This window comes from Kineosporia sp. NBRC 101731, from assembly GCF_030269305.1.
GTDB lineage: Bacteria > Actinomycetota > Actinomycetes > Actinomycetales > Kineosporiaceae > Kineosporia.
On the sequence record NZ_BSTC01000006.1, the window covers coordinates 252,781 to 275,741 of the forward strand.

Genomic DNA, 22,961 nt, shown 5'->3' on the forward strand with positions numbered 1-22,961 from the left:
CAGGCTACTTGACATGGTTTGGATGACCAACCAATATGAAGTTGTTGGCAACACAAACCATTGTTACGAGGAGCCCCGTCATGCAGGCAGCTGTCATCACCGACCTCGCCCTCCCCCCGGTCTACCGCGAGCACGCCGACCCCGTTGTCACGGACGAGAACGAGATGCTGGTGGACGTGCTGGCGGCCGGGTTGCACCACCTCACCCGGTCGCGGGCGAACGGCTCGCACTACAGCAGCTCGGGGGTGCTCCCGATGGTGCCCGGGATGGACGGCGTGGTGCGGGACGCGTCGGGCCGGCTGCGGTACGTGGTGCTGGACGACTCGGCCTTCGGTACCTTCGCCGACCGCACCGTGATCGACGCGCGCCGCAGTGTCGTGCTGCCGGACGACGTCGACCCGGCGCGGATCGCGGCCGCGATGAACCCGGGCATGTCGTCGTGGGTCGCCCTGCGCCGTCGTATCGCCTTCGAGAAGGGCCAGCGGGTGCTGGTTCTCGGGGCCACCGGGAACTCCGGGCGGCTGGCGGTGCAGATCGCCCGGCTGTTCGGCGCGTCGCAGGTGATCGCGGCCGGGCGGGACCGGACCCGCCTGCAGGAGCTGCGCGCGCTGGGGGCCGACGAGGTCATCACCTTCGACGAGGTGGGCAAGGCCGCCGATGTCGACGTGGTGCTCGACTACCTCTGGGGTGATGTCACCGCGGGACTGATGGTGCCGATGCTCCGGTCCCGCGCGGACCGCAGCGCGCCGCTGACCTGGATCCAGATCGGGTCGATGGCGGGGCCGGACGCGGCCGTTCCCGCCGCCGCGCTGCGGCAGGCCCGGCTCCAGATCGTCGGCAGCGGCATCGGATCGGTGCCCGCCCGGGACATCCTCGCGGAACTGCCGGCGTTGGCTGCGGCGGTCACCGACGGGTCGCTCCAGGTCCAGGCTCGCGCGGTGCCGCTCGCCGAGGTCGCCGGTCACTGGGAGGCGACGACCGGCGAGCGGGTGGTATTCGTGCCCTGATCATGGCTGCCCGGGGTGGACCGGGTAGAGTCCGTGCGATGGGGGAGACCAAACCGCATGTCGTCCTTGACAATCCACTGAACGAGTGGGTGGTCGGCGAGGTGCTGCCCGGTCGGCGGATCGTCGACTCGCAGCCCTTGGTCGGTGGAGTCGACCGCGAAATGGTCTGCCTGACCGTTGATTCGGGGGAGCGGTACGTGGTGCGCCGGTACCGGCACCGCAATTCCTGCGCCCTGGAGCAGTCTCTGTTGGTCCACCTGGCCGGTCGGGTTCCGGTCGTCGAGGTGGTCGGTGCCGACCCCACCGGTGAGGCCTCCGGCGAGCCGACCCTGGTTTACCGATATGTCGACGGTCGCCCCCTCGACCTCGTCCTCCATGACCAAAACCGTTCCAGTGCGGACGAGATGGAGCAATTGGGGCGGGCTGTCGGCGAGGCTCTGGCCGGTGTCGGTCAGTTCTCCTTCGCTCAACCCGGGGTATTTCGTGAGGGTTCGCTCGAACCGGACGGCAGGGACGCTCTCATCGACCCTCTGGACGTCATGGACCGGGCCCTGTCCGCCGGGTACTCCTCGCGTGTGCTCGACGGGCACCAGCGGCGTGGTCTGCTGGCGCTCGCGCTGCGTTCCACTCACTGGGTCGACGCGGTCGCCGGGGCCCGGCATCTGGTGCACGGCAACTTCAGTCCGAAGAACATCCTGGTGCGTCAGGTGCGCGGGCGCTGGGAGGTCGCTGCCGTGCTCGACTGGGAGTTCGCTTTCAGCGGCTCACCTCTCACCGATGTGGGGAACATGCTCCGCTTCGCGGAGGACGGCCCGCGGGAGTACGGAGCCGGGTTTGCCGACGGCTACACCGGCGCCGGTGGCGAACTGCCCGAGAACTGGCTTGAGATCGCCCGGGCACTCGACCTTTTCGCCCTGGCCGACATCCTGGCCCATCCACCGGAGGGCGACCTGTTCTCGCGCGTGGCCCTGGTCGTGACCCGGCGCCTGGCCGACGTGTCCTTCTGACAGACTGACCGTAGGAGCGCTTTCTCAGGCCCGTACCGGTTCGAGCTGTCGTACCAGGGAGGCCACGGCCGCCCGCCCGGCCCGGTTGGCGCCGACGGTGGACTGGGAGGGCCCGAAACCGATCAGGTGCAGGCCCGGTTCGCCCACGACCGAGGTGCCGTCGAGCTGGATTCCACCGTTCTCGTTACGCACGCCCAGGGGATCGAGGTGGCTGAGGGCGGGCCGGAAACCCGTCGCCCAGACGATCACGTCGACGGGGGTGAACGAGCCGTCCGCCTCGCGCACGCCGCCGGGCTCGATCGCGGTGAACATCGGGCGGCGTACCAGCACACCCCGGTCGCGGGCCGCGACGGCGTACGGGGCCCAGATCAGGCCGGTGTACGACACGACGCTGCCGGTGGGCCGGCCCGCCTCGACATCGGCGACGACCCGGGCGATCGTCTCGCGCCCGGCGACCTCCGGCTCGAAATTGCCCTCCCGGAAGATGGGTTCGCGGCGGGTGAACCAGAAGGTGGTGGCGTCGCGGGAGATCTCCTCCAACAGCTCGACCGCCGAGATACCACCGCCGACCACGGCCACCCGCTGCCCGGAGAACTCCGCGGCCGACACGTAGTCGCGAGTGTGCAGCTGGCGTCCGGTGAAGGTCTCCTGACCCGGGTAGTGCGGGAGCACCGGGTTGGTCCAGGTACCGGTGGCGTTGACGACCGCCTCGGCGAGCCAGGTGCCACGGCTGGTTTCGACCTCGAACCCCGGCGGGGTGCGGTGTACCGCCGTGACCGGGACGGGGCGCAGGATCGGAAGGTCGTTCTCCTGCTCGAACCCGGCGAAGTAGCGGGGGACCGCCGTCCGGCTCGGCTCGTGGGGATCGACGGGCGGGCTCGGACGGCCGGGGAGGTCGAAGATCCCGTTGACCGTGGTCATCGTCAGGGATTCCCAGCGCTGTTGCCAGGCCCCGCCCGGTGCGGTGGCCGCGTCGAGCACGACGAAGGTGCGGCGGGTTCCGGACGGTTGCTCGAGCGCGGACCGGAATCCCCGCCGCTTCAGGTGGTAGGCCGCCGAGAGCCCGGCCTGACCCGCTCCGATGACCACCACGGTCGCCCGCTGCATGACGTGACTCCTCCGACGTACCTGGTCAGGGGAAGCCCAGGGCCGGGAAGGGTATTCCGCCGGACGGCCCGGCTGTGACCGGGATCTCCACGGCCGGGCCGGGCCTGCTCCCGACGAGCTCAGAGCGGATCGGTGAGGCGGTGCAGGAAGCGCTGCGTGCGCTCGGCCTTCGGGTGGTCGAGCACCTCGGCCGGGGTGCCGCGCTCGGCCACCACCCCGCCGTCGAGGAACAGCACCTGGTCGGCGACCTGCCGGGCGAACCGGATCTCGTGCGTCACCACGACCATGGTCCAGCCGTCGGCGGCCAGGTCTTTCATCACCGCGAGCACCTCGCCCACGAGCTCGGGATCGAGGGCCGAGGTGGGCTCGTCGAACAGCATGAGCCGCGGCTTGATGGCCAGGGCCCGGGCGATACCGACGCGTTGCTGCTGACCTCCGGACAGTTCGAACGGGAACTGCTCGGCCTTCTCGGCCAGCCCGACCCGCCGCAGCAGTTCCAGTGCCTCGGCGTTGACCTCGGCCGCCGGGCGCTTCTGCACGACGAGCGGGCCCTCGGTGACGTTGCGCAGCACGCTCAGGTGCGGGAACAGGTTGTGACTCTGGAACACCATCCCGCTCTGCGCGCGGAGTTCCGTGATCTGACGGCGATCGGTTCTCGCACCGAAGTCGACGCTGACGTCACCGATGCGCACCGTGCCCGTGTCGGGGATCTCGAGCGCGTTGAGCGAGCGCAGCACCGTGGTCTTGCCGGAGCCGGACGGGCCGATGAGTACAGTGACCGAGCCGGTGGGCACGGTCAGGTCGACACCGCGCAGCACGTGGTTGTCGCCGAAGGACTTGTGGAGACCGTTGACTTCGAGCAGGTTTTCCGTCATGAGGCCACATACCGATCGAGTCGCGTCTCCAGGCGGGACTGGGCGAAGGACAGCACCAGGCAGACCACCCAGTAGTAGGCGGCGGCCACCATGTAGAGCGTGAAGAACTCGAAGGTGGGGCCGGCCAGTTCCTGGGCCTTTCGGAAGGTCTCGGAGACCAGGATGGTGGAGGCCAGGGAGGTGTCTTTCACCAGCGAGATGAGTGTGTTCGACAGCGGCGGCACGGACACCCGGGCGGCCTGCGGCAGGATGATCCGGCGCAGGGTGGTCGGGTAGTTCATGCCGACGGTCTGGGCCGCCTCCCATTGCCCGCGCGGCACCGAGATGATGGCCGCGCGGATGATCTCCGAGGCGTACCCGCCGACGTTCAGGGTGAACGCCAGGACGGCGCTCGGCCACGGATCGATCGTGGCACCGAGCGAGGGCAGACCGTAGAAGATGATGAACAGCTGTACCAGCAGCGGCGTTCCGCGGATCACCGAGACGTAGAACCGGGCGATCGCGGAGACCGGCCAGATCGGCGACAGCCGCATCAGCGCCACGACCAGGGCCAGCAGCAGCCCGAGCACGAAGCTGATCGCCGTGAGGGGGATGGTCCCCTTGACCATCCCCTCCAGCAGCGGCCGCAGCGAGCTACGGATCAGCTCGACGGTCGACTGGTCCATGAGGGATCAGCTCGCGGACGGGCTCGGGGAGGCGCTGCTCGCGCTGTCCGGGTCGCCGCCGGAGACGTCTTTACCGAAGTACTTCTCGGAGAGCTCGGCCAGCGTGCCGTCGGCGCGCAGTTCGTCGAGCGCCGTGTCGAACTCGGCGGGCAGGTCGCTGTCCTTACGGAACGCGAACGCCTGCTGCGTGGGGTCGCCGATCTCTCCGGCGATCTTGATGTCCTGGTCGCCGCTCTCGGTCAGGTAGTTGAGCACGGCCAGGCTGTCGTTGAGCGTGACGTCGACCCGCTTCTGCTTGAGCAGCGGGATGGCCTGGCTGAAGCCCTCGACGGCCTCGACCTTGGCCCCGGCGTCCTCGGCGGCCGTGCCGAAGCTGCTCGTCGGCGACTGCGCGGCGGTCTTGCCCTTGAGGTCGGCCGCGGTGGTGATCGAGGTCTCGTCCGCGCGGGTGACGATGACGCCGACCGAATCGGTGTAGGTCTGCGAGAAGCTGTACTTGGCCTTGCGCTCGTCGTTGACGGTGACCTGGTTGGCCACCACGTCGTAGCGCTTGGCCTCCAGGCCGGCGAAGATCGAGTCCCAGGAGGTCTCGGAGAACTCCACCTCGCGGCCGAGCTTGGCGGCGACGGCCTCGACCACCTCGACGTCGTAGCCGGTGAGCTTGTTGCCGTTCTTCGCGTCGTGGTAGGTGAAGGGCGCGTAGACGCCCTCGGTGGCCACCTTCAGTGGGTCCTTGCTGCCGCCGCCGGTACCGCCCGAGCTGTCCGAGTCGCCACCACAGGCGGCCAGGCCCAGCGTCATGAGCGCGGCCGCGGAGACGGCGAGGAACTTCTTGCTGATCATCGGACAAACCCTTCTTAGTCGACAGGGAAGGTTAGGGTGCCATTCCTGTCGAACGCATGTGAACCCGTCTGAGGTTAACCAGAGGTTGCGCTGTCTGCTTGGGCAGGGTCAAACCACTGCTTGGGGACGTCGTTCCTGGAAAGTGCGCCGGTAACCGGCGGGGGACGTTGCGAACCGGGCCGCGAAATTCTGGCGTAATGTCACCGGGCTCCCGAATCCGCACTCCTGGGCGATGCGGTCGACGGGCCAATCGCTGGTCTCCAGGAGGCGCCGGGCCTCGTCGAGCCGCTGGTCGGTCACCCAGCGGGCGGGGGTGCTGCCGGTCGCCTCGCGGAAGCGGCGCACGAAATTGCGGCGGCTCATCGTGGCCCGGGCCGCCAGATCCTCCAGGGCCAAGGGCTGGTCCAGATGCTCCAGGGCCCAGGCGAGCACGTCGGCGATCGGGGCGTCGCTGCGCGCGTCCACCAGCGGCCGCTCGATGTACTGGGCCTGGCCCCCCTCGCGGTGCGGGGCGACGACCAGGCTGCGGGCCACCCGGTTCGCGGCGGTGACCCCCAGATGCTGACGGACGACGTGGAGACACGCGTCGATCCCGGACGCGGTGCCGGCGGACGTGAGCACGTCGCCGTGATCCACGTAGAGCACCGAGCTGTCCACCGTGATCTCGGGGTGGCGGGCTGCCAGTTCCTCGGTGGCGCTCCAGTGCGTCACCGCGGTGCGGTGCCGCAGAAGGCCGGCCGCGGCCACCGGGAACGCGCCCAGGCAGAGGCCGATCACCATGCTGCCCGCGGCGTGGGCGTCCTGGACGGCCCGGACCAGACCGTCGTCCGGTGCCTCCAGGCTGTCCCGCCACGAGGGGACGACCACGATGTCCGCCCCCTCCGTCGTCGAGGGGCCGCCCAGGCCCGCGATCGTGTACCCCTCGGCCGTGACGATCGAGGGACCCGACGTCGTCCACACGTGCGTCGACCACTGCGCGAGCCCGAGCTTGGCGACCTCGCCGAACACCAGCTGGGGGGCGGCCAGGTGGAACATCGTGATGCCGTCGAAGGCGTGAACGGCGATGCGCATGCTTCATCCCTCCGTCGGCTCGGGGATCCCGGAGGTTGGCCTGAACTCATCGCTATTATGCATCCGGGCCACTCGTGCCGTCGCCGTCGGGCGCGGATGCTTCAGGGGTCAGCCTTTTCCGCCTCAGGAAGGAACCCCGATGACCACTCGTGCACTCGTCGTCGTCGACGTCCAGCAGGAGTACTTCGACGGTCCGCTGGAGATCCAGTACCCGCCCCGCGACGAGGCGCTCGCGCAGATCCTGCGGGCGATCACCGTCGCCCGGGAGGCCGGCCTGCCGGTCGTCTACGTGCAGCACACCGCCCCGGCCGGCTCGCCGGTGTTCGCCGAGGGTTCGGCCGGGTGGCAGCTGCACCCACAGATCGAGGCCTCCGCCGGCGACTCCCCGCGGATCTCCAAGGTCAACGGAAGTGTTTACGCCGGAACGGATCTCGCTGCCCGGCTGCGGGCCGAGGGCGTGGACACGGTCACCCTGGTCGGCTTCATGACCCACAACTGCGACCTGGCCTCGTCGGTCGAGTCCGAGGGGCTGGGTTTCGCCGCGGAGATCCTGATCGACGCCTCGGGCACCACGCACCTGGCCAACGGGGCCGGGCACGTGGCGGCGAGCGACCTGCACGCCACCCTGATGACGGTGCTCAACGCCAACTTCGCGGCAGTGGGCACGGTGGAGCAGTGGACGTCTGCCGTCGCCTCCGGAACTGCGTTGCCGAAGGACGACCTGGTGTCGTCGGCCCTCGCAGGCCGGCAGAAGTTCAGCTCCTGATGTCCGGTTTCGGGGGTGGTGCGGTGCTGCCCCGGGGCAGGAACTCGGTGTCCGGGGGCGGGTCGTCCGTGGGGTGACCGGCCGTGCTGTTCCCGGCCGGCTGCCCGATGCGGGCCAGCAGCGATTCCAGCAGCTGACGCCCGTGGGTGGCGTAGTCGACCTTCACGGTGGTGAGGGGCGGGCGCAGGAAGCCGCTCTCCGGGATCCCGTCGAAACCGGTGACGCTCATCCGGCTGGGGACGTCGATGCCGTGCTCGTCCAGGGCCAGCAGGGCGCCCAGGGCCATCTGGTCGTTACCGCAGATCAGAGCGGTGATCCCGGCCAGCTCGTGCGGGCCCAGGGCCCGCACGGCCCGGGCCCCGGACGCGGCCGACCAGTCACCGGTCAGTTCCGCGACCAGTTCGAGGCCGTGCCGGGCCAGCGCCCCGCGCACGGCCTCGCTGCGGCGCCGGGCCGCCAGCCAGGTGGGAGAGCCGCCCAGGTAGGCGATGCGGGTGTGACCCAGCCCGGCGAGATGGTCGATCACCAGGTCCATCCCGCGCTCGCTGAGCGTCGTGCCCCGGGCCGGCTCGGGTTCCAGCTCCATCACCAGGGGCACGCTCAGAGAGCTCACGTCGACGCCCTTGCGCTGGTCGAGCAGCCGGTCCACCGGCGCGAAGACCAGGATCCCGGCGACATCCGCGCGATCCAGCAGGGTCAGCGCCCGCCGGATCGCACCGTCGTCGGTCTGGTCGTCGCGCGGATCGTGCAGGGGCAGGCTGAGGATCTCCAGCAGGTACCCGGCCTCGGCCGCGCGCAGGCTCGCACCCTGCACGGTCTTGCTCGGGCCCACCTCCAGCAGTTCGAACACCAGGGCCCCGATCCGGTTGGCACTGCTCGTGGCCAGGGCCCGGGCCGCGTTGTTCGGCCGGTACCGCAGCGTCTCGATCGCCGCCGACACCCGGGCATGCGTCTCCGGCCGGAACTTGCCCTGCCCCCGCAGCACCATCGCCACCGTCTGGTGCGAGACACCGGCCTCCCGGGCGACGTCGTAGATGGTGGGGCGCTTGGCCTGGCCAGGCTGATTGGCCTGGCCAGGCTGATTGGCCTGGCCAGGCTGGTCAGAGCTCACAGGTGCTCATCCGGGAACAACTGCCCATCCGGGAACAACTGCTCATCCGAGGACGGCGCTGCCGTTCTCCGCGGCGACCCGCTCGCCCCCGGGCAGGGCCAGGCCCCAGCCGTTCGCGATGCTGGACTCCGCCACGATCCGCCCGCCGTCACGACGCACGGAGAACTCTGCCGATCCGGCGCCCTCACCATGACCGGTGAGGATATCCACCCGACGTTCCCACGCGTCCTCTGCTGATGGGTTGGAGGGATTGACCACCAGGGTGAGCCCGTCGAGGTGATCGGTGTCGGGACGGTCCTCGCGCGCACCCAGGGGCACCACCGCACCGGGCCGCACCAGCAGCGGAAGCGAGTCGACGTCGTGGTGCTCCTTCACCCAGCGCCCACCCGTCACGGTCTCACCGGTGAGCAGGCGTACCCAGTCGCCTTCGGGCAGGTAGTACTCCACCTCGCCGTCGGGGGAGAAGACCGGCGCGACCAGCAGATCGGGGCCCAGCAGGTACTGCCGGTCCAGGTAGGCCACCGCCGGATCATCGGGGAACTCCAGGATCATCGGCCGCATCACCGGCGTCCCCCGCTCGTGGGCCTCCCGGCCGGCCTTCAGCAGGTACGGGGCCAGACGAGCCTTGAGCTGCCCGAACTTCCGCGCCACCGCGACCGCGCCGAGGTCGCTGCTGTCGTCGTCGTCCACCAGCCACGGCACCCGGTACGAGTTGTTGCCGTGGAAGCGGCTATGACTGGAGAGCATGCCGAACGCCGTCCACCGCTTGAACAGTGCCGTGTCGGGCGTCCCCTCGAACCCACCGATGTCGTGACTCCAGAAACCGAACCCGGACAGCCCGAGACTCAGGCCCCCGCGTAGCGTCTCGGCCATCGACACGTACGACGCCGTGCTGTCTCCACCCCAGTGCACCGGGAACTGCTGACCGCCCGTGGTCGCCGAGCGCGCGAACACGATCGCCTCGTCGTGGCCCCGGACCTCTTCCACCACCTCGAAGACCGCACGGTTGTAGAGGTGCGTGTAGAGGTTGTGCATCCGCTCGGGGTCGGCACCGTTGTGGTAGACGACGTCGGTGGGCACGCGCTCGCCGAAGTCGGTCTTGAAGCAGTCGACGCCCTCGGACAGGAGACGTCGCAGGTGTCCCTGGTACCACGCGACAGCATCCGGGTTGGTGAAGTCGACCAGGCCCATCCCGGCCTGCCAGAGGTCGGTCTGGTACGTGCCTCCCCCCGGCTTCTGCAGCAGGTATCCCTTCTCGCTCGCCTCGTCGAAGATGGCCGCGCGCTGGCCGATGTACGGATTGATCCAGACGCACACCCGCAGATCCTTCTCCCGCAGGCGCTTGAGCATGCCGACCGGGTCGGGGAACACCCGCGGATCCCAGGTGAAGTCGCACCAGCTGTACTCGCGCATCCAGAAGCAGTCGAAATGGAAGACGCTGAGCGGAATACCGCGCTCGGCCATACCGTCCACGAAGTGGTTGACGGTCTCCTCGCCGTAGTCGGTGGTGAAACTCGTGGACAGCCAGGTGCCGTAGCTCCAGGCCGGCACCTGCGCCGGGCGGCCGGTGAGCCGGGTGTACCGGTCGAGCACGTCCTTCGGCTGGGGCCCGCCGATCACCAGGTACTCCAGCGTCTCGCCGGGGACCGAGAATTGCACCCGCTCGACCGCTTCCGACCCGATCTCGAGCGATACCGGGCCGGCGTCGTTCACCAGCACCCCGTAACCGCGGCTGCTCAGGTAGAACGGCACGTTCTTGTAGGCCTGCTCACTGGAGGTCCCGCCGTCGGCATTCCAGATGTCCACCGACTGACCGTTCTTCACCAGCGGTCCGAAGCGCTCGCCGAGCCCGTAGACGGTCTCGCCGACGCCGAGGGTCAGCTGCTCGTGCAGGTACGTCGTGCCGTTGTCGAGCATCAGCCCGAGGGAGCGCAGGCCGCTGCTCGCCAGGGTCTTCCCGTCCTGCACGAAACTCAGGTTCCAGGGGGCGCCCAGGTCGATCCGGGCCTCCAGGGCTCCCGAGCGCAGCACCCCGGTCGTGCCGTCGAAACTGGCCGTACCGTTGCCTTCGGACGTGTTGAGCTCGAACCGCTCCGGCTCCTTGCTGCCCTTGTGGTGTTCGACACGCACCTTGACCACACCGGGGGCCGGAGCCGTCAGGGTCACCGTGAGCGTCGCCGCGTTGAGCGTGTCACCTCGGTGGGTAACGACTTTCGTGGCGGCAACGACAATCAGGCGGTCTGCGGTGCTCTCGATGTCGAACACCTCACGGGCGTACAGGGCCTCGACCCCGTCCCGCATGCGCCAGTAACCATCACTGAATTTCATCGGCGGGTCAGCACCTTTCGTCTCACTTGATGGCACCCGCGGTGAGTCCGCGGGTCAGGGTGCGCTGGAAGACGAGGAAGAAGATCAGGGTGGGCAGAACGCCGAGCAGGGCCGAGGCGCTGATCGTGGTGACGTTCATGATGCGTTCTCCCTGAAGTGTCGCGATGCCCACCTGAACGGTCTGGTTGTCGGCACTGACCAGGAAGGACAGGGGGATCAGGAACTCGTTCCAGGTCCAGATGAAGAAGAACACGGCCAGGACGGCGAGGGTCGGGCGGCAGACGGGAACCACGACGCGCCAGAGAATCTGCCGCCGGTTGGCCCCGTCGAGCGCCGCCGCTTCCAGGAGCTCCCGGGGGAAGGCCCCGAAGACACTGGCCAGCAGGTACGTCCCGAACGCGCCGTGGACGACGACGAAGACGACGACGACCGACCAGATGGTGTCGTACAGGCCGATGTTCTTGAACATGATGTACAGCGGGTAGAGCAGCGCCTCCTGCGGCACGATCGTCGCCAGGAGGAACGCCACGAGCACCCACATCCGGCCCCGCACCCGCCCGATGCCCAGGGCGTAGGCGTTCAGCACCGAGACCAGCACGCCGAACACCGCCACCAGGCCGGAGATCAGGACGCTGTTCCAGACCTTGCGGGGGAAGTCGACGGCCTCCCAGAAGGTCTTGATGCCGTCCAGGTAGATCCCACTGGGCAGTCCCAGCGGGCCGTGGGCGGAGAAGTCCTCGGGTGACTTCACGGCGTTGAGCAGGACCAGGAGCAGGGGCGCTCCCATGATCACGCCCACGAGCACGGTGACGGCCAGGGCCAGCCATTCGAAGCCGGTCCGGCGCCGCGGTCCGTTCTGCCGGGCGGGCTCAGGGGCGGGGTTTTCCTCGTCCACCATTCGTTGCTGTTCGTTCTCGGACTGGCCGACCGTCATTGTTCCTCCTGATCGGCCAGCCGGAACTGGGCGCGGACGAAGAAGATGGCGACGGCGAGCACCACCACGGTGAGCGCCGTCGCGATCGTGGCGCCGTAGCCGACCCGCTGGGCGGTGAAGAACTCGGTGTAGGAGTAGTAGCTCGGCACGATCGTCGAGCTGCCCGGGCCGCCTCTCGTCAGCGCGTAGACCGGGCCGAAGACCTTGAGGGCGGCCACCGTGCAGGTGAGCACCACGACGAAGATCTCCGGGCGGATGCCGGCCAGGGTGATGGCGCGGAACCGCTGGAACCAGTTGGCGCCGTCGAGTTCCGCGGCCTCGTAGAGCTGAGGGTCGATTCTCTGCAACGCCGACATGAAGACCACGACGGGGTAACCGATCTGGATCCAGACCAGGACCGCTGCGATCGAGAGCAGCGCCGTGTCGGGACTTCCCAGCCAGTTGTGCTGGAACCCACCCAGGCCGACCGCTTTCAGCAGGTCGTTCAGGGCACCGTCCTCGGGGCGCAGGATCCACCCGACCACGATCGCCGCGATCGCGATCGGGAGGATCTGCGGGAGGTAGTAGACCGCCCGCAGCAGACCCATGATCTTGCCGTTGAACCGGCGCCCCACCAGGTCGAACAGCAGCGAGGCGAGGAACAGCCCGAACGCGGTCGGCAGGATCACCATGGCCACGACCATCACGATGCTGTGCTGGAACGACGCCCAGAAGTCGGCGTCCTGGAACAGTTCTTTCCAGTTGTCCAGGCCGATCCAGATGGGCGGCTTGATCCCGCGGTAGCGGGTGAAACTCAGGTACACGTTCCAGGCCAGCGGCACGATGATGATGACCGTGAGCAGGATCGCTCCCGGGATCAGGTAGAGCCAGTAGCCTTTACGGCTTTCCGACCTCACCCGTCGATCTCCTTGACACCCTTGTCGTAGTCGGTCTGGAGCTGGTCCAGCACGGCGTCGACCGGCTTGGAGCCGTTCACCAGCTCCTGCAGGCTGGAGTTGAGGTCGGCGTAGAAGGTCGGGGCGGGCCAGTCCGGGTAGAAGGCCAGGCCGTCCTGGTCGTTCAGGGTGGTGAAGTTGGTGATCAGGTCCTTGGACTTCTCATCGGTGATCGCGTCAGGTTCGGCGGCCACCGGGATACCGCCGCTGTTGCCCAGGAGGTTCTGGATCTCCGGCGACATGGTGATGTCCATGAACTTGTAGGCCAGGTCCTTGGCGTCCGAGTTCTCCGGCACCACCCACAGGTTGCCGGACGAGCCGGGGGAGAGCTTGGCGCCGGGGAAGAGGAAGGTGCCCCAGTCGAACTTGTTGGAGGTGGTGAAGTTTCCGTACCACCAGCTACCGGAGAAGAAGATCGGGTTGGTGCCGGCGATGAACGCGTCCCCGGCGTCCTGGGCCTTCTGCCCGGTGGAGTTCTTCGAGATGTAGCCCTTGTCGACCCATTCCTTCAGGGTGTTCGCGGCGGCGGTCCAGTTCGCGTCGTGGAAGTCGGCGGGAGCTGTGTAGGTCTGGTAGTCGGTGACCCACTTCCGGTCCGCGTTCATCAGGGCGAGCTGGTACAGCAACTGACCGAGCGGGTACTCCTGGGCGGACTCGGCGAGCGGGGTGATGCCCTGGTCCTTGAACGTCTGGAGCACCTGGGTGAACTCGTCGAGGGTGGTCGGCACCTCGAGGTCGTACTTCTTGAAAAGATCCTTGTTGTAGTACACCTGGACGTACTCGCCGTAGTTCGGGATGCCGTACCAGTTACCCGAGCCCATCACGCCGGTATCGCTGTACCGCGCCGTGGTCTGCAGGGACGAGGAGAGCTTGTCGGCCCAGCCGTACGCCTCCACCGCGGGCCCGATGTCGGTCAGCAGGCCCTGGCTCGAGAGCAGGCCCGATGTGGCGTTGCCCTTGTTGTACTCCATCACGTCGGGCGCGGAGTCCGAGTTCAGCACCTGGCTGGCGGACTGGTTGATCTGCTCGAAGCTCTTGAGCTGGAAGTCGACCTTGGCCCCGGTCTCCTCGGTGAACTTCTTCATCGCTTCTTCCCAGGCGATGCCCATCGCACTGGTCTTGTCCTCGTACGTCCACACCGTGAGGGTCTGCCCCTCACCCTTCGGGGCGGTGTCGATGTCGCTGCTGCCGGCGGCGTCGCTCCCGCCGCTGCAGGCGGTCACCAGCAGGGTTGCCGCGAGTGCCATTGCACTCCCGACGACGATCCGTCGTTGTCCCACGGGCGCTACCTCCTTGAGGAGGAGTGGGCGCGCCAGCCGCATCCACTCCGATGCCTGGCCTGCGTGTTCGTGCAGGTTTACCGGTAACGGAAGTTAGCGGTAAACCTCACGTCAAAGCGACAGATACCTCTCGTCTGGCGACGAACGGTCGTTCAGGTGGTGGCGTAGCGGGCCCTCATGGTTCTGGCGGCCTCGACCACGGCCTCGTCCATCGCCTCGTCCGAAGGGCTGTAGTCGAGCAGCAGCATGCGCGGCCAGAGAACGAAGTCGGCGATCATGCCCAGGAACTGCGTTGCGGCGAGTGAGGCGTCGGAGAGTTCCACGTTCCCGGAATCCCTCTCGGCCTCGAGGTAGCTGCGCACCGAGTCGAAGAACGGCATCTTGCCCAGGCGGAAGTGGGTCTGGCCCAGTTCGGGGAAGCGGGGGGCCTCGGCGATGACGATACGGAACAGATCGGCCATACCCGGGCGGGTGAGGAGGGCGACGTAGCGTCGCCCGACAGTCTCCAGGCCGGCCGTGAGGTCACCGGTGGAGGGCTGATCGTGGTCGCCCTCGTGCTGCGGTCGCCAGTAGTCCGTGACGATCGCGTCGAACAGCGCGGCCTTGGTCGGGAACTGCTTGAACAGTGTCGCCTTGGAGACGTCGGCAGCGATGGCGACCTTGGCCAGGGAGGTGCCGGCGTAGCCCGACCGGAGGAAGAGGCCGGTTGCCGCACCGATGATCGCGGCGCGCTTCTGGGCGGCCATGGCCTGGTGGTACGTGGAGATCTCCGGAGACACGTCGTCCATCATGCCGCCCTGCCCGGATGGTGAGCTACTTGACTCACTATGGGTCTCTGTCTACGTTGTGAGGCGAGTCGCTCGGCTCGCTATTTGATCGAAGGATGCTCATGAGGACTGTTCTGATCACCGGCGGCACCGGGGGTATGGGGTCCAGTCATGTACGGGCCTTTCATGCACAAGGGGACGCCGTGGTCGTCGCGGGTCTCAATGCGGCGGTGGGTGAGGCGATGGTCGGGGAGCTGGGGGAGAGGTCGCTCTTCGTCCGGCTCGATGTCACGGACGAGGACGACTGGAGAGCGGCGGTGCACGCCGCGCAGGAACGGTTCGGTCCGGTCTCGGTGCTGATCAACAACGCGGGCGTGCAGAATCCGGCCGTGCTGCTCGAGGACACCGAACCCGGCCTCTGGGAGCGGACGTTCGCGGTCAACGTCACCGGGCAGTATCTGGGCATCCGGGCGGTGACAGCCTCCATGCGGCGCGCCGGTGGCGGGGTGATCATCAATGTCGGGTCGTCGATGGCCTACGGCGGGACGGCCCACTTCGCTTCGTATGTGGCCAGTAAATGGGCGGTTCGGGGACTGACGCGCTCTGCGGCCCTGGAGCTCGCGAAGGATGGGATCCGGGTGCTGGCGATTCACCCGGGCGTCATCTCCACACCTCTCGTGCACGAGTCGCCGGCTGACGGACACCCGGCACTCGTCGATGTCTTCTCGCCCGAGCCGTTCGCCGTGCCGCGGCTGGGTCGGCCGGAGGAGGTGAGCGATCTGTTGCTTCATCTGACCTCCTCACGGGCGGCGTTCATGACCGGTTCGGACGTGGTGATCGACGGTGGCCTGTTGCTGGGGCCTGCTGCCTGAGTGGTGCGGTGAGGGCTCACCGGACCGTGATGTCACGGTTGTCGGGGCGGCTCGGTGGTGGTCCGGTAGTGCGCCACCGGTCGCGTGGCCGGTACCGTCCGTCGGGCTGGTGAACGGGGAATCATCAGGTAGGCACGGGGCCTTGCCGGGCCTTCGATCTGGCTGTGCGTCGTGGGACTTCGGAACCGGGAGTCCGTCATCGAGGCGGCAAGGCCCGGAAGCTCTCAGAACGGCGGTTCGGGGTAGTCGGGAAGATGGCCGCTGGCCGTCCCCCACGGTCTGCGCTTGCCACGGAGGGGCGCAGAACTATCTGGGGAAGAAGATTTCTCGCTGTGGCCATCGCGTCTTCTTCGTGCCCGTGCGATCTCGTCGTTGACTTGTTCGATGTCGCGTTGCCAGCGTCTGAGGCGGTCAGCGGTGCGCTGGGCTGCAGACCAAGTGTCGTTCGGGATGGATGTTGCCGGCCTGATGGGGAACTCCCTCTCGGACAACGTCGCGGACAGGGGCAAGGTCCATCCCGGACTGCCAGGAAGTACCGGCGGAGGAGACGCGTGAACTCTGCCCTCGGGGGTGACCCAGAGAACAGTCCCGGCCGGAAGGCGTTCGTTGGACCGGCTGAAGCGGGTGCTCCAGCCGGCGCTGGTCTTGAGATTGTGGTGAGTTCTGCAAGCTGGGTGCAGATTACAGGGACAGGTGACGCCTCCTTCATTGAATGGAACGAGATGGTCCAGGTCGCAACGGTTTGAGGGCACGCTGCAGCCGGGGAACGTGCAGGTCTGATAGCGGGCATTGATCTGATCGGTGAGAACCCTTCCCGGATGGTAGCGATGGGCCTGCGGCGTGGAATGGTCCCGGCCGTAACTGCACCCGGGCCCGGGGTCCGCTGATGAGTCAGGTTTCCCATCGCTTCCCGTCGCCGTGCCTGGAACTGGAAGCAAGGTGATGTCCCTTGCGGAGGCGGCGATCCGGCGGGCCAACCCGGCGGGCACAGCCCCGTAGCCCTGCAACAGGCCCGGGACGTTGTCGAGTCCGAGAAGCGTGGCGTCTGTGATCGTGATGACCAGGTGAGGGCCATGGCCCTTTTTCCTCGGAAGGCTGGGTAGCTCCCACCAGGCCGGGATCCGGCCCTGGGGGAGAGCGGAGAGTCCGAATCCGGCGTAGGACTCGGATCGTGCCTGGGCAGCGGCGTCGGTGAGATCTTCGCGGGCTCGATGACTGCAGCCAGGGCAAACGGCTGGTTCCACAGGCCCATCAGAAGATCCCGTGGACCTGGTGACCGCAGCGGCAAGACGGTCGGGATCCCCTCGGCGGGCATTCCGGGCAGCATCCTCGGACGGCTCGGACGGCTCGGACGGCTCGGACGGCTCGGACGGCTCGGAGGGCTCGGAGGGCTCATGTGCGCCGGCTCCGGTCGCAGCGTGGTTCCTACTGACGTCCGCCGGTTCCGGTTCGCCGTCGTCCGCACGCCGGTCCGTCTCGTCGTCTGTCTGCTCCCGGCGGGTGTCGTGGGCGAGAGGAATATCGAGGCCTTCGGCCAGGGCCTGGACGATGGCGGCCAGAGCGTCGGCCCGGCGCTGATCATGTGTGCGCGGATCGGTTCGCCCCTCGGCCAGGAGCCGGTCGCGGCAGGCATCGGCCATGGCGTCGAGCACACCGTCGAGGAGCTGACCGTCGTCGGCGGCCAGAATGGCGTGCACGGCGGTCATTCCGTCGGGCAGCAGCTCTGTCCAGACACCTCGAGCCTGGCGTGCCTGAGCATGCCGTTCATTGGCACCGTCGGGAGCAAGGCCGAGCAGGAGCTGGTCGATGAGAACTTGCAGCGCGTGGTAGGGGGTGGAGGGCGCCTGCTCGGCCAGTGCCACCTGGAACAGCATCCACTGCGGGCAACCGGGCCCGAACCATTCGGGCTTGTGCGGTGGGCGGTGCAGACGGTCGTTGATCAACCTGGCCCTGTCCCAGTCCAGGCGACCGGCTTCGAACAGGGCGGCGATCATCGGAAGGTCGCGGGGCAATTCGACCGAGGTACGGGCCAGACCCCAGGCACTGTTGCGCGAAAGCGTCAGCTCGGGAGCGAGCTGCGCCGATACGAGTGAACCGGACCCGATCTGTGAAGCCGTGCTGGGACCGAACGCATCGGTGAGCGCGTCGTCTTCAATTGTGGGCCTCTTGCTGTTCCGGGTGGACCGCGGACTGCGCTGCACCGGCTGGGTGTGCTCGACCAGTTCTCTCACGCAGCCGAGCTGCCAGGCCTTCAGCTGCCGCAGCAGGAGCTCGCTGTCGACGATGCCCTGTAGGAGTGCGCCGTTCGATGACCTGTCGGCATCCAGAACCCGGGCCAGGGCGTCGGGCGAGACGAAAGCCTCTGTGGACATGAGCCCTTCGCCGAGCATGCTCATGAGTGAAACCCCCGTCTCGCCCGAATCGTCGCGGTCCCCACCGCCTAGAACCGATACTAGATGCCCCTACCGACAATCTTCCCCGGAGCCGGCGTCCTCTGCCGAAATCCCCTGATCAGTGGCGCATCACTGTTTCTTGTAGCGTCGTTCGAAGCGGGCGATGCGGCCCTCGGTGTCGGCGGTGCGGGCGCGTCCGGTCCAGAACGGATGGCTGGCACTGGAGATCTCCACGTCGACGACCGGGTACTCGTGGCCGTCCTCCCACTGGATCGTGCCCCGGGAGGCGACGGTCGAGCGGGTGAGGAATGCGGTGCCGGAGCTACGGTCGCGAAACACGACCGGGCGATACTCAGGGTGGATGCCAGGTTTCACGTCAGCCCTGCCGTCCTTTCCATCGTGGGTTCTTCTTGTTGATGACGAAGACCTGTCCGCGTCGGCGTACGACGATCGAACCGGGCTTCTCCTTGAGCGACTTCAGTGAGGCGCGTACCTTCATGAACTCTCCTTAGGGGTCTTTCAGGCGCTGAGGTCGTCGATGTCCATCTCGTCGTGATCCCCGAGCCAGGGGCCAAAACCGTCGTCCGTCCCGAGCCAGCGACCTAGTCCGCGCTCCATCTCCTGGTCGGTCAGGAGGGCCCGGTGGAAGGCCCTGAAGACCGAATCCCTTTGCGGCCCGATGCCGGTGACGCGCAACCGGGTGGTCCGAACCTCACCCGACCAGGTGCCGGCTGTGCCGATGCTGAGCTGGCCGCCGGCACCGTCCCAGATCCCGACGACCGAAGGTCGCCCCGGCAGCCAGAAGGTTCCCCTCGCTCTCATCGGCCCATCACCCAGACCTGGTAATTCGGCGTGCAGGCGGTCCGGGTGGAAGGGCTTATGGGAGTGCAGGTCCAGTGACCAGATCTCCTGGGTGTCGGTCGAGCGGAGGGCTGGAAGGTGGGTCGGGTCGCCTCGGGGGTCGTCCGGAGAGCGGTGGACGCTGACCAGAGACCTCGTATCAATCTCCGTGATAGCGCTTCTCGGTAGATCAGGACTGGTCAGATGGTCGATCAGATCGCGTTCCCGACGTCCGGCAGGAGCATCGAACAGGACGACGTCCGCGTATTCCAGTTGGGCGGCGAGAGCCTCGCCCACCGATCTGCGATCGTCCGTGTGGAGTTCCAGACCGCGTTCGGCGAGTAGGTCGTCACCGAAGAGATCGTCGAAAAGGCCGACAGGAGAGACGGCCGCGATCACGGCCGCAGCCCTCGCACCGGGCAGCAGGCCGGCGCCCGGCCAGGGCTGGACGGCGTGGATCAGAGGATGGGGCTCGGTGCTGACCGGTAGGCCGACGATGATCTGGGTGGGTGGCTGCGGGGACCCGAGCAGCCCACGGAGCACCGGCAGAAGATCTTCGCGCAGTGCACACGACAGACAGCCGTGGTCCATCGGTTGTGTGTGCCTGTCCCGGACGCCGGACCAGTCGTGCACCACCCGGTGCAGATAGCCGTCCGGGGTGATGTCGTGGTGGACGGCCACCGCTTCCGGAAGGTCGAGAAGCAGGGTGGCGATGGCGCTGTCGCGCAGGACGGGATCGATCGAGGTGACGGTCAGGACGGGGACGTCGGGCATGCGGTCACCTTAGATGTATTGAGAATCGTTTTCAATAAGCTAACCTGGCGCCGTTTCATTCCCGGCCCTTCTGGAGGCAGGCTTGTCCCGCGTTTGCATGGTCACCGGTGCCGTTCCCGGCTTCGGTCACGCCATCTCCCACTCCCACCGGCGTAACAAGCGGCGCTTCGACCTCAACATTCAGTCCAAGCGGTACTGGGTGCCGTCCCTGGGCCGGAGCGTGACGCTGACCGTCAGCGCACGGGGCATCAAGACCATCGACCAGCGCGGCATCGATGCCGTGGTGCGGGCGATCCGGGCGCGCGGGGTGAGGCTCTGATGGCGAAGAAGAGCAAGATCGCCCGTGATGAGCAGCGTCGTGAGGTTGTCGCCCGGTATGCCGAACGTCGTCTCGAGCTCAAGCGGCTGAGCGTGGATCCGCAGGTGTCCGAGGCCGAGCGGGCCGGGGCGATGGCGGCCCTGCACCGGCTGCCCCGTCATGCGTCCCCGACCCGGCTGCGCAACCGCGACCTGGTGGACGGGCGTCCGCGCGGGTATCTGGGGCGGTTCGGGCTCTCCCGGGTGCGTTTCCGGGAGATGGCCCACCGTGGCGAACTGCCGGGAGTGACGAAGTCGAGCTGGTGAACAGGGGAGGGCGGGCCGTGCCGTCGTTCGGCACGGTGCTGCCCTCCTGGTGCGCTCGGCGGAAATGGGTGGGGGGGACGACCTCACAATCGGGGGGTGCCGGAGCGTTTACCTGGTGACGGGGCAGGTGGTCGGCAGGGGAGGGGAACCGTGGGCGGGGACAGGCGGGTCTATACGCTGCTCGGTGCCGATGGTCGGCTCTACTCTTCGGATGTTCCGGGGCTGCTCGGCGGTCATCGGCGGTTGAAGGTCTACGGCCGTCTGGACTGTCCGTCGGCATTGAGGGCGATCGGTCAGTGCCGGGTGGGACAGACGGGCGGCTACCTGAAGTACCGGGTGTTCTTCGCGTCCGAGACCGTCGCTATCGCTGCTGGGTACCGGCCCTGTGGCGCTTGTCTGCCCGTGAAGTACCAGGCCTGGCGTGAGGCGCGGTCGGCGGGGGATCGAGCGCAAGGGGGACGCGTGTGGGAGGAGCAGTTGGGGGAACCGGTCGTGGAGGGGCGGCCGGTCGGGAAGCTGTCGGACGAGACACAACCGGACGAGACGCAATCGGTCGGGAAGCGGTCGGTCGGGGAACGATCGGTGGGGGAAGATCGGGTGGGGAAAGATCCGGCCGGGGGAGAACGTCAGGAGAGGCCTGAATGAGCACGCTGTTCGGTGACGAGTTGTTCGAGCGTCCACGGCGCGAGCTGGCGCCCGGCGCCTACTGGGTGCCGGGGTGGCTCACGCTCGAGCAGCAGGCCTGGATCGTGGCCCGGTTCCGCGAATGGGCCGACGGTCCGGTGCCTCTCCGGGGCGCAGTTGTCAACGGGCACGAGATGAGTGTGAAAACCGTCTGCCTGGGCTGGCACTGGCGTCCGTACCAGTACACCCGGGAGGCCGTCGATGTGAACGGCAACCGGGTGCTCGATTTTCCCGACTGGATGGTCCGTCTCGGGCGACGGGCAATCGCCGAGGCAACGGGTGATTCGCCGGCCGGAGAGGCGTACACGCCCGACACTGCGCTCGTGAACTATTACGACCAGCAGGCCCGGATGGGCATGCACCAGGACCGGGACGAGGCGGTTCTGGATCCGGTGGTGTCCTTGTCCATCGGGGACACGTGCCGTTTCCGGTTCGGTAACACCGAGAACCGGGGGCGGCCCTACGAGGACATCGATCTGGCCTCGGGAGACCTGTTCGTGTTCGGAGGCCCGTCGAGGCTGGCCCATCACGGCATTCCGAAGGTTTATCCGGGCACGGCTCCGGACGGGTGCGGTCTGGATGGTGGGCGTATCAACATCACGATGCGGGTCACCGGGCTGCCGGGCTGAGAAGCCCGCGCGTCGGTGACGGCAGGCATGCGGCCCAGCTGGCGACGGGCCGGCGTTCATCGCCCGCAGTCCACCGGGATGGGGCCTTGGACGAGGCTCCGCATGAGGGTTCCGGAAGGGATACCTCGGAAGAAGGAGCTCTGGACGGAGAGTCCCTGGATGGAGGAGTCCTGGATCGAAGAACACGGTGTACCGACGATCGAGGCGGTTCTGTTCGACCTGGACGGCACACTGCTCGACCATGAGAGCGCCGCGAGCGCTGCCCTGGCGCAGACGTGCGGGCTGGGGCCGGACGATCCGGCACTGCCGGAGTTACTGCAGGTCTGGCGTGAACTGGAGGCTTCGGTCTTCGGCCGTTTCCTGGCCGGGGAGCTCACCTTCACGGAGCAGCGCCGGGTGCGGGTCGCCGCGCTGGCCCGGCACCGTGGGCTCGGAAGCTGGACGGACGAGCAGACCGATGCCTGGTTCGCCGGTTACCTGCAGGCCTACGAAGCGGGATGGCGAGCCTACGACGATGTCGCCGAGGTCGTCGACCGGTTGGTGGCCCGGGGGCTGAAACTGGGCGTCGTCACGAACGGACAGGGCGACCAGCAACGACGCAAGCTCGCGGCGATCGGCTGGGACACCCTGACCGACGTGGTGCTGGTGTCGGGCGAGGTGGGCGTGTCCAAACCGGATCCGGCCATCTTCGCCCTGGCCTGTCACAGGCTGGATCTGCCGGCGGAACGGGTGCTCTGCGTGGGGGATCGGCTCGACCTGGACGCGGCCGCCGCACGCGATGCGGGGCTGACCGGAGTTTGGCTGGATCGGGCGGGTGAGGGGGAAGAGCCCGGGCCGGGAGCCGGGCCGGGCGTGCCGGTGATCCGGGGGCTGGGCGAACTGCCGGACCTGATGCTCCTCAGACCGCCCAGCCGGTGGCTGCCGCCCATGACTCGGCCCGGTCGGTGATGGCGGCGATCAGGGTGCCCTTGGCCCTGGCATACGCGTTCGCGTCCGGCCAGTCGCGAAGGGCCAGCTGCCGTTTGAGGTGGGCGTAGGCGTCGCGGTCGGACTGGTCCTGGCGTAGCCAGTCACGGAAGAGGAGGTGTCGGCGTTCCCACTCGCTACCGGCCGAGCAGACGTGAACGTGGACGGTGAGCTCGGGAGTCCGGACCATGCGATGGTCCGGCTCCCGTACCCGCAGCTGATAGCCGGCGGACTCCAGAGCGGGCAGGTAGTCGTTCTCGTCGTCGGCGTCGACCACGCTCAGATCGATGTCGATGATCGGCTTGGCGGTCAGGCCGGGAATCGAGGTGGAGCCGACATGGTCGATGCGCGAGGCTCTTCCACCCAGAGCGGCCGCGATCTTGTCACGCTCATGCTCGAACATCGAGGGCCAGGAGTCGCTGTATCCGACGAGGACGATGTCGCGCTTCTCCGGGCCACCGATGAGCTCAAACGTCACATGAA

Annotated in this window: 25 protein-coding genes; 9 read left to right on the top strand and 16 right to left on the bottom strand. The window is 67.8% G+C overall.

The window, feature by feature from the left end; genetic code table 11:
• Positions 1-80 precede the first annotated feature (80 nt).
• Positions 81-1,007: a quinone oxidoreductase family protein gene (locus tag QSK05_RS18965; protein WP_285598577.1), complete on the top strand. Its 927-nt coding sequence runs from the start codon at positions 81-83 to the stop codon at positions 1,005-1,007.
• A 38-nt stretch (positions 1,008-1,045) separates the two neighbouring features.
• Positions 1,046-2,014, top strand: a complete 969-nt coding sequence (locus QSK05_RS18970; RefSeq protein ID WP_285598578.1) for a phosphotransferase family protein — start codon at positions 1,046-1,048, stop codon at positions 2,012-2,014.
• Between the two features lie 24 nt (positions 2,015-2,038).
• Here the strand turns inward: QSK05_RS18970 and QSK05_RS18975 are convergent, their stop codons facing one another.
• The 5 genes from QSK05_RS18975 to QSK05_RS18995 form a co-directional block, all read right to left on the bottom strand.
• Positions 2,039-3,121 carry an NAD(P)-binding domain-containing protein gene (locus QSK05_RS18975; protein WP_285598579.1) on the bottom strand — a complete coding sequence of 361 codons (1,083 nt, stop codon included), beginning with the start codon at positions 3,119-3,121 and terminating at the stop codon, positions 2,039-2,041.
• A 119-nt stretch (positions 3,122-3,240) separates the two neighbouring features.
• Positions 3,241-3,996 carry an amino acid ABC transporter ATP-binding protein gene (locus QSK05_RS18980; protein WP_285598580.1) on the bottom strand — a complete coding sequence of 252 codons (756 nt, stop codon included), beginning with the start codon at positions 3,994-3,996 and terminating at the stop codon, positions 3,241-3,243.
• A complete protein-coding gene (locus QSK05_RS18985) occupies positions 3,993-4,661 on the bottom strand; it encodes an amino acid ABC transporter permease (RefSeq protein ID WP_285598581.1) in 669 nt (222 codons plus the stop codon). Before QSK05_RS18985 ends, QSK05_RS18980 begins: the two co-directional genes overlap by 4 nt.
• A gap of 6 nt (positions 4,662-4,667) precedes the next feature.
• Positions 4,668-5,504 carry a transporter substrate-binding domain-containing protein gene (locus tag QSK05_RS18990; protein WP_285598582.1) on the bottom strand — a complete coding sequence of 279 codons (837 nt, stop codon included), beginning with the start codon at positions 5,502-5,504 and terminating at the stop codon, positions 4,668-4,670.
• A gap of 108 nt (positions 5,505-5,612) precedes the next feature.
• Positions 5,613-6,575 (bottom strand): GlxA family transcriptional regulator, encoded by a 963-nt coding sequence (locus tag QSK05_RS18995; RefSeq protein WP_285598583.1) that lies wholly within the window; start codon positions 6,573-6,575, stop codon positions 5,613-5,615.
• Between the two features lie 139 nt (positions 6,576-6,714).
• Between QSK05_RS18995 and QSK05_RS19000 the strand changes: the two genes are divergently transcribed.
• A complete protein-coding gene (locus QSK05_RS19000) occupies positions 6,715-7,341 on the top strand; it encodes an isochorismatase family protein (RefSeq protein WP_285598584.1) in 627 nt (208 codons plus the stop codon).
• On the opposite strand, the gene QSK05_RS19005 is transcribed toward QSK05_RS19000, so the two are convergent.
• The 6 genes from QSK05_RS19005 to QSK05_RS19030 form a co-directional block, all read right to left on the bottom strand.
• Positions 7,331-8,452, bottom strand: coding sequence for a LacI family DNA-binding transcriptional regulator (locus tag QSK05_RS19005; RefSeq protein WP_285598585.1), 1,122 nt, complete (start codon positions 8,450-8,452; stop codon positions 7,331-7,333). The genes QSK05_RS19000 and QSK05_RS19005 overlap by 11 nt on opposite strands.
• A gap of 42 nt (positions 8,453-8,494) precedes the next feature.
• Positions 8,495-10,780, bottom strand: a complete 2,286-nt coding sequence (gene yicI / locus QSK05_RS19010) for an alpha-xylosidase (protein WP_285598586.1) — start codon at positions 10,778-10,780, stop codon at positions 8,495-8,497.
• A 22-nt stretch (positions 10,781-10,802) separates the two neighbouring features.
• Positions 10,803-11,567, bottom strand: coding sequence for a carbohydrate ABC transporter permease (locus tag QSK05_RS19015; protein WP_352301908.1), 765 nt, complete (start codon positions 11,565-11,567; stop codon positions 10,803-10,805).
• A gap of 143 nt (positions 11,568-11,710) precedes the next feature.
• Positions 11,711-12,610: a carbohydrate ABC transporter permease gene (locus tag QSK05_RS19020; protein WP_285598588.1), complete on the bottom strand. Its 900-nt coding sequence runs from the start codon at positions 12,608-12,610 to the stop codon at positions 11,711-11,713.
• Positions 12,607-13,896, bottom strand: coding sequence for an ABC transporter substrate-binding protein (locus QSK05_RS19025; protein ID WP_285598589.1), 1,290 nt, complete (start codon positions 13,894-13,896; stop codon positions 12,607-12,609). Before QSK05_RS19025 ends, QSK05_RS19020 begins: the two co-directional genes overlap by 4 nt.
• Positions 13,897-14,081: 185 nt before the next feature.
• Entirely contained in the window at positions 14,082-14,708 is a 627-nt protein-coding gene (locus QSK05_RS19030; protein WP_285598590.1) for a TetR/AcrR family transcriptional regulator, read from the bottom strand.
• A gap of 110 nt (positions 14,709-14,818) precedes the next feature.
• Here QSK05_RS19030 and QSK05_RS19035 point away from each other — a divergent pair, with 110 nt between their 5' ends.
• On the top strand, positions 14,819-15,568 hold the full coding sequence (locus QSK05_RS19035) for an SDR family NAD(P)-dependent oxidoreductase (RefSeq protein WP_285598591.1): 750 nt from the start codon (positions 14,819-14,821) through the stop codon (positions 15,566-15,568).
• 224 nt (positions 15,569-15,792) lie between these two features.
• Here the strand turns inward: QSK05_RS19035 and QSK05_RS19040 are convergent, their stop codons facing one another.
• From QSK05_RS19040 to QSK05_RS19055, 4 genes are all read right to left on the bottom strand, one after another.
• Positions 15,793-17,964 carry an HNH endonuclease signature motif containing protein gene (locus QSK05_RS19040; RefSeq protein ID WP_285598592.1) on the bottom strand — a complete coding sequence of 724 codons (2,172 nt, stop codon included), beginning with the start codon at positions 17,962-17,964 and terminating at the stop codon, positions 15,793-15,795.
• 126 nt (positions 17,965-18,090) lie between these two features.
• Positions 18,091-18,336: a type B 50S ribosomal protein L31 gene (locus tag QSK05_RS19045; RefSeq protein WP_285598593.1), complete on the bottom strand. Its 246-nt coding sequence runs from the start codon at positions 18,334-18,336 to the stop codon at positions 18,091-18,093.
• A 1-nt stretch (position 18,337) separates the two neighbouring features.
• Complete coding sequence (gene ykgO / locus QSK05_RS19050) at positions 18,338-18,460, bottom strand: type B 50S ribosomal protein L36 (RefSeq protein WP_285598594.1); 123 nt, start codon at positions 18,458-18,460, stop codon at positions 18,338-18,340.
• Between the two features lie 20 nt (positions 18,461-18,480).
• Positions 18,481-19,575 carry a GTP-binding protein gene (locus QSK05_RS19055; RefSeq protein WP_285598595.1) on the bottom strand — a complete coding sequence of 365 codons (1,095 nt, stop codon included), beginning with the start codon at positions 19,573-19,575 and terminating at the stop codon, positions 18,481-18,483.
• 82 nt (positions 19,576-19,657) lie between these two features.
• On the opposite strand from QSK05_RS19055, the gene rpmB reads away from it, so the two are divergent.
• From rpmB to QSK05_RS19080, 5 genes are all read left to right on the top strand, one after another.
• A complete protein-coding gene (gene rpmB / locus QSK05_RS19060) occupies positions 19,658-19,894 on the top strand; it encodes a 50S ribosomal protein L28 (protein ID WP_285598596.1) in 237 nt (78 codons plus the stop codon).
• A complete protein-coding gene (rpsN, locus tag QSK05_RS19065; RefSeq protein WP_285598597.1) occupies positions 19,894-20,199 on the top strand; it encodes a 30S ribosomal protein S14 in 306 nt (101 codons plus the stop codon). The genes rpmB and rpsN overlap by 1 nt, the downstream gene beginning before the upstream one ends.
• 150 nt (positions 20,200-20,349) lie before the next feature.
• On the top strand, positions 20,350-20,844 hold the full coding sequence (locus QSK05_RS19070) for a hypothetical protein (RefSeq protein WP_285598598.1): 495 nt from the start codon (positions 20,350-20,352) through the stop codon (positions 20,842-20,844).
• Positions 20,841-21,512, top strand: a complete 672-nt coding sequence (locus QSK05_RS19075) for an alpha-ketoglutarate-dependent dioxygenase AlkB family protein (RefSeq protein ID WP_285598599.1) — start codon at positions 20,841-20,843, stop codon at positions 21,510-21,512. Before QSK05_RS19070 ends, QSK05_RS19075 begins: the two co-directional genes overlap by 4 nt.
• Positions 21,513-21,671: 159 nt before the next feature.
• Complete coding sequence (locus QSK05_RS19080; protein WP_285598600.1) at positions 21,672-22,460, top strand: HAD family hydrolase; 789 nt, start codon at positions 21,672-21,674, stop codon at positions 22,458-22,460.
• Here the strand turns inward: QSK05_RS19080 and QSK05_RS19085 are convergent.
• Positions 22,411-22,956 carry a GrpB family protein gene (locus QSK05_RS19085; RefSeq protein ID WP_285598601.1) on the bottom strand — a complete coding sequence of 182 codons (546 nt, stop codon included), beginning with the start codon at positions 22,954-22,956 and terminating at the stop codon, positions 22,411-22,413. The genes QSK05_RS19080 and QSK05_RS19085 overlap by 50 nt on opposite strands.
• Between the last annotated feature and the right edge of the window lie 5 nt (positions 22,957-22,961).

What these genes read in the sequence shown, in the direction of transcription:
- QSK05_RS18965 (WP_285598577.1), top strand. Translation starts at nt 81, where the DNA reads ATGCAGGCAGCTGTCATCACCGACCTCGCCCTCCCCCCGGTCTACCGC.
- QSK05_RS18975 (WP_285598579.1), bottom strand. Translation starts at nt 3,121, where the DNA reads ATGCAGCGGGCGACCGTGGTGGTCATCGGAGCGGGTCAGGCCGGGCTC.
- QSK05_RS19080 (WP_285598600.1), top strand. Translation starts at nt 21,672, where the DNA reads ATGGAGGAGTCCTGGATCGAAGAACACGGTGTACCGACGATCGAGGCG.
- QSK05_RS19075 (WP_285598599.1), top strand. Translation starts at nt 20,841, where the DNA reads ATGAGCACGCTGTTCGGTGACGAGTTGTTCGAGCGTCCACGGCGCGAG.
- QSK05_RS18985 (WP_285598581.1), bottom strand. Translation starts at nt 4,661, where the DNA reads ATGGACCAGTCGACCGTCGAGCTGATCCGTAGCTCGCTGCGGCCGCTG.
- ykgO (WP_285598594.1), bottom strand. Translation starts at nt 18,460, where the DNA reads ATGAAGGTACGCGCCTCACTGAAGTCGCTCAAGGAGAAGCCCGGTTCG.
- QSK05_RS19035 (WP_285598591.1), top strand. Translation starts at nt 14,819, where the DNA reads ATGAGGACTGTTCTGATCACCGGCGGCACCGGGGGTATGGGGTCCAGT.
- rpsN (WP_285598597.1), top strand. Translation starts at nt 19,894, where the DNA reads ATGGCGAAGAAGAGCAAGATCGCCCGTGATGAGCAGCGTCGTGAGGTT.
- QSK05_RS18990 (WP_285598582.1), bottom strand. Translation starts at nt 5,504, where the DNA reads ATGATCAGCAAGAAGTTCCTCGCCGTCTCCGCGGCCGCGCTCATGACG.
- QSK05_RS18995 (WP_285598583.1), bottom strand. Translation starts at nt 6,575, where the DNA reads ATGCGCATCGCCGTTCACGCCTTCGACGGCATCACGATGTTCCACCTG.
- QSK05_RS19055 (WP_285598595.1), bottom strand. Translation starts at nt 19,575, where the DNA reads ATGCCCGACGTCCCCGTCCTGACCGTCACCTCGATCGATCCCGTCCTG.
- QSK05_RS19025 (WP_285598589.1), bottom strand. Translation starts at nt 13,896, where the DNA reads ATGGCACTCGCGGCAACCCTGCTGGTGACCGCCTGCAGCGGCGGGAGC.
- QSK05_RS18970 (WP_285598578.1), top strand. Translation starts at nt 1,046, where the DNA reads ATGGGGGAGACCAAACCGCATGTCGTCCTTGACAATCCACTGAACGAG.
- QSK05_RS19000 (WP_285598584.1), top strand. Translation starts at nt 6,715, where the DNA reads ATGACCACTCGTGCACTCGTCGTCGTCGACGTCCAGCAGGAGTACTTC.
- QSK05_RS18980 (WP_285598580.1), bottom strand. Translation starts at nt 3,996, where the DNA reads ATGACGGAAAACCTGCTCGAAGTCAACGGTCTCCACAAGTCCTTCGGC.
- yicI (WP_285598586.1), bottom strand. Translation starts at nt 10,780, where the DNA reads ATGAAATTCAGTGATGGTTACTGGCGCATGCGGGACGGGGTCGAGGCC.
- QSK05_RS19040 (WP_285598592.1), bottom strand. Translation starts at nt 17,964, where the DNA reads ATGAGCATGCTCGGCGAAGGGCTCATGTCCACAGAGGCTTTCGTCTCG.
- QSK05_RS19015 (WP_352301908.1), bottom strand. Translation starts at nt 11,567, where the DNA reads ATGGGAGCGCCCCTGCTCCTGGTCCTGCTCAACGCCGTGAAGTCACCC.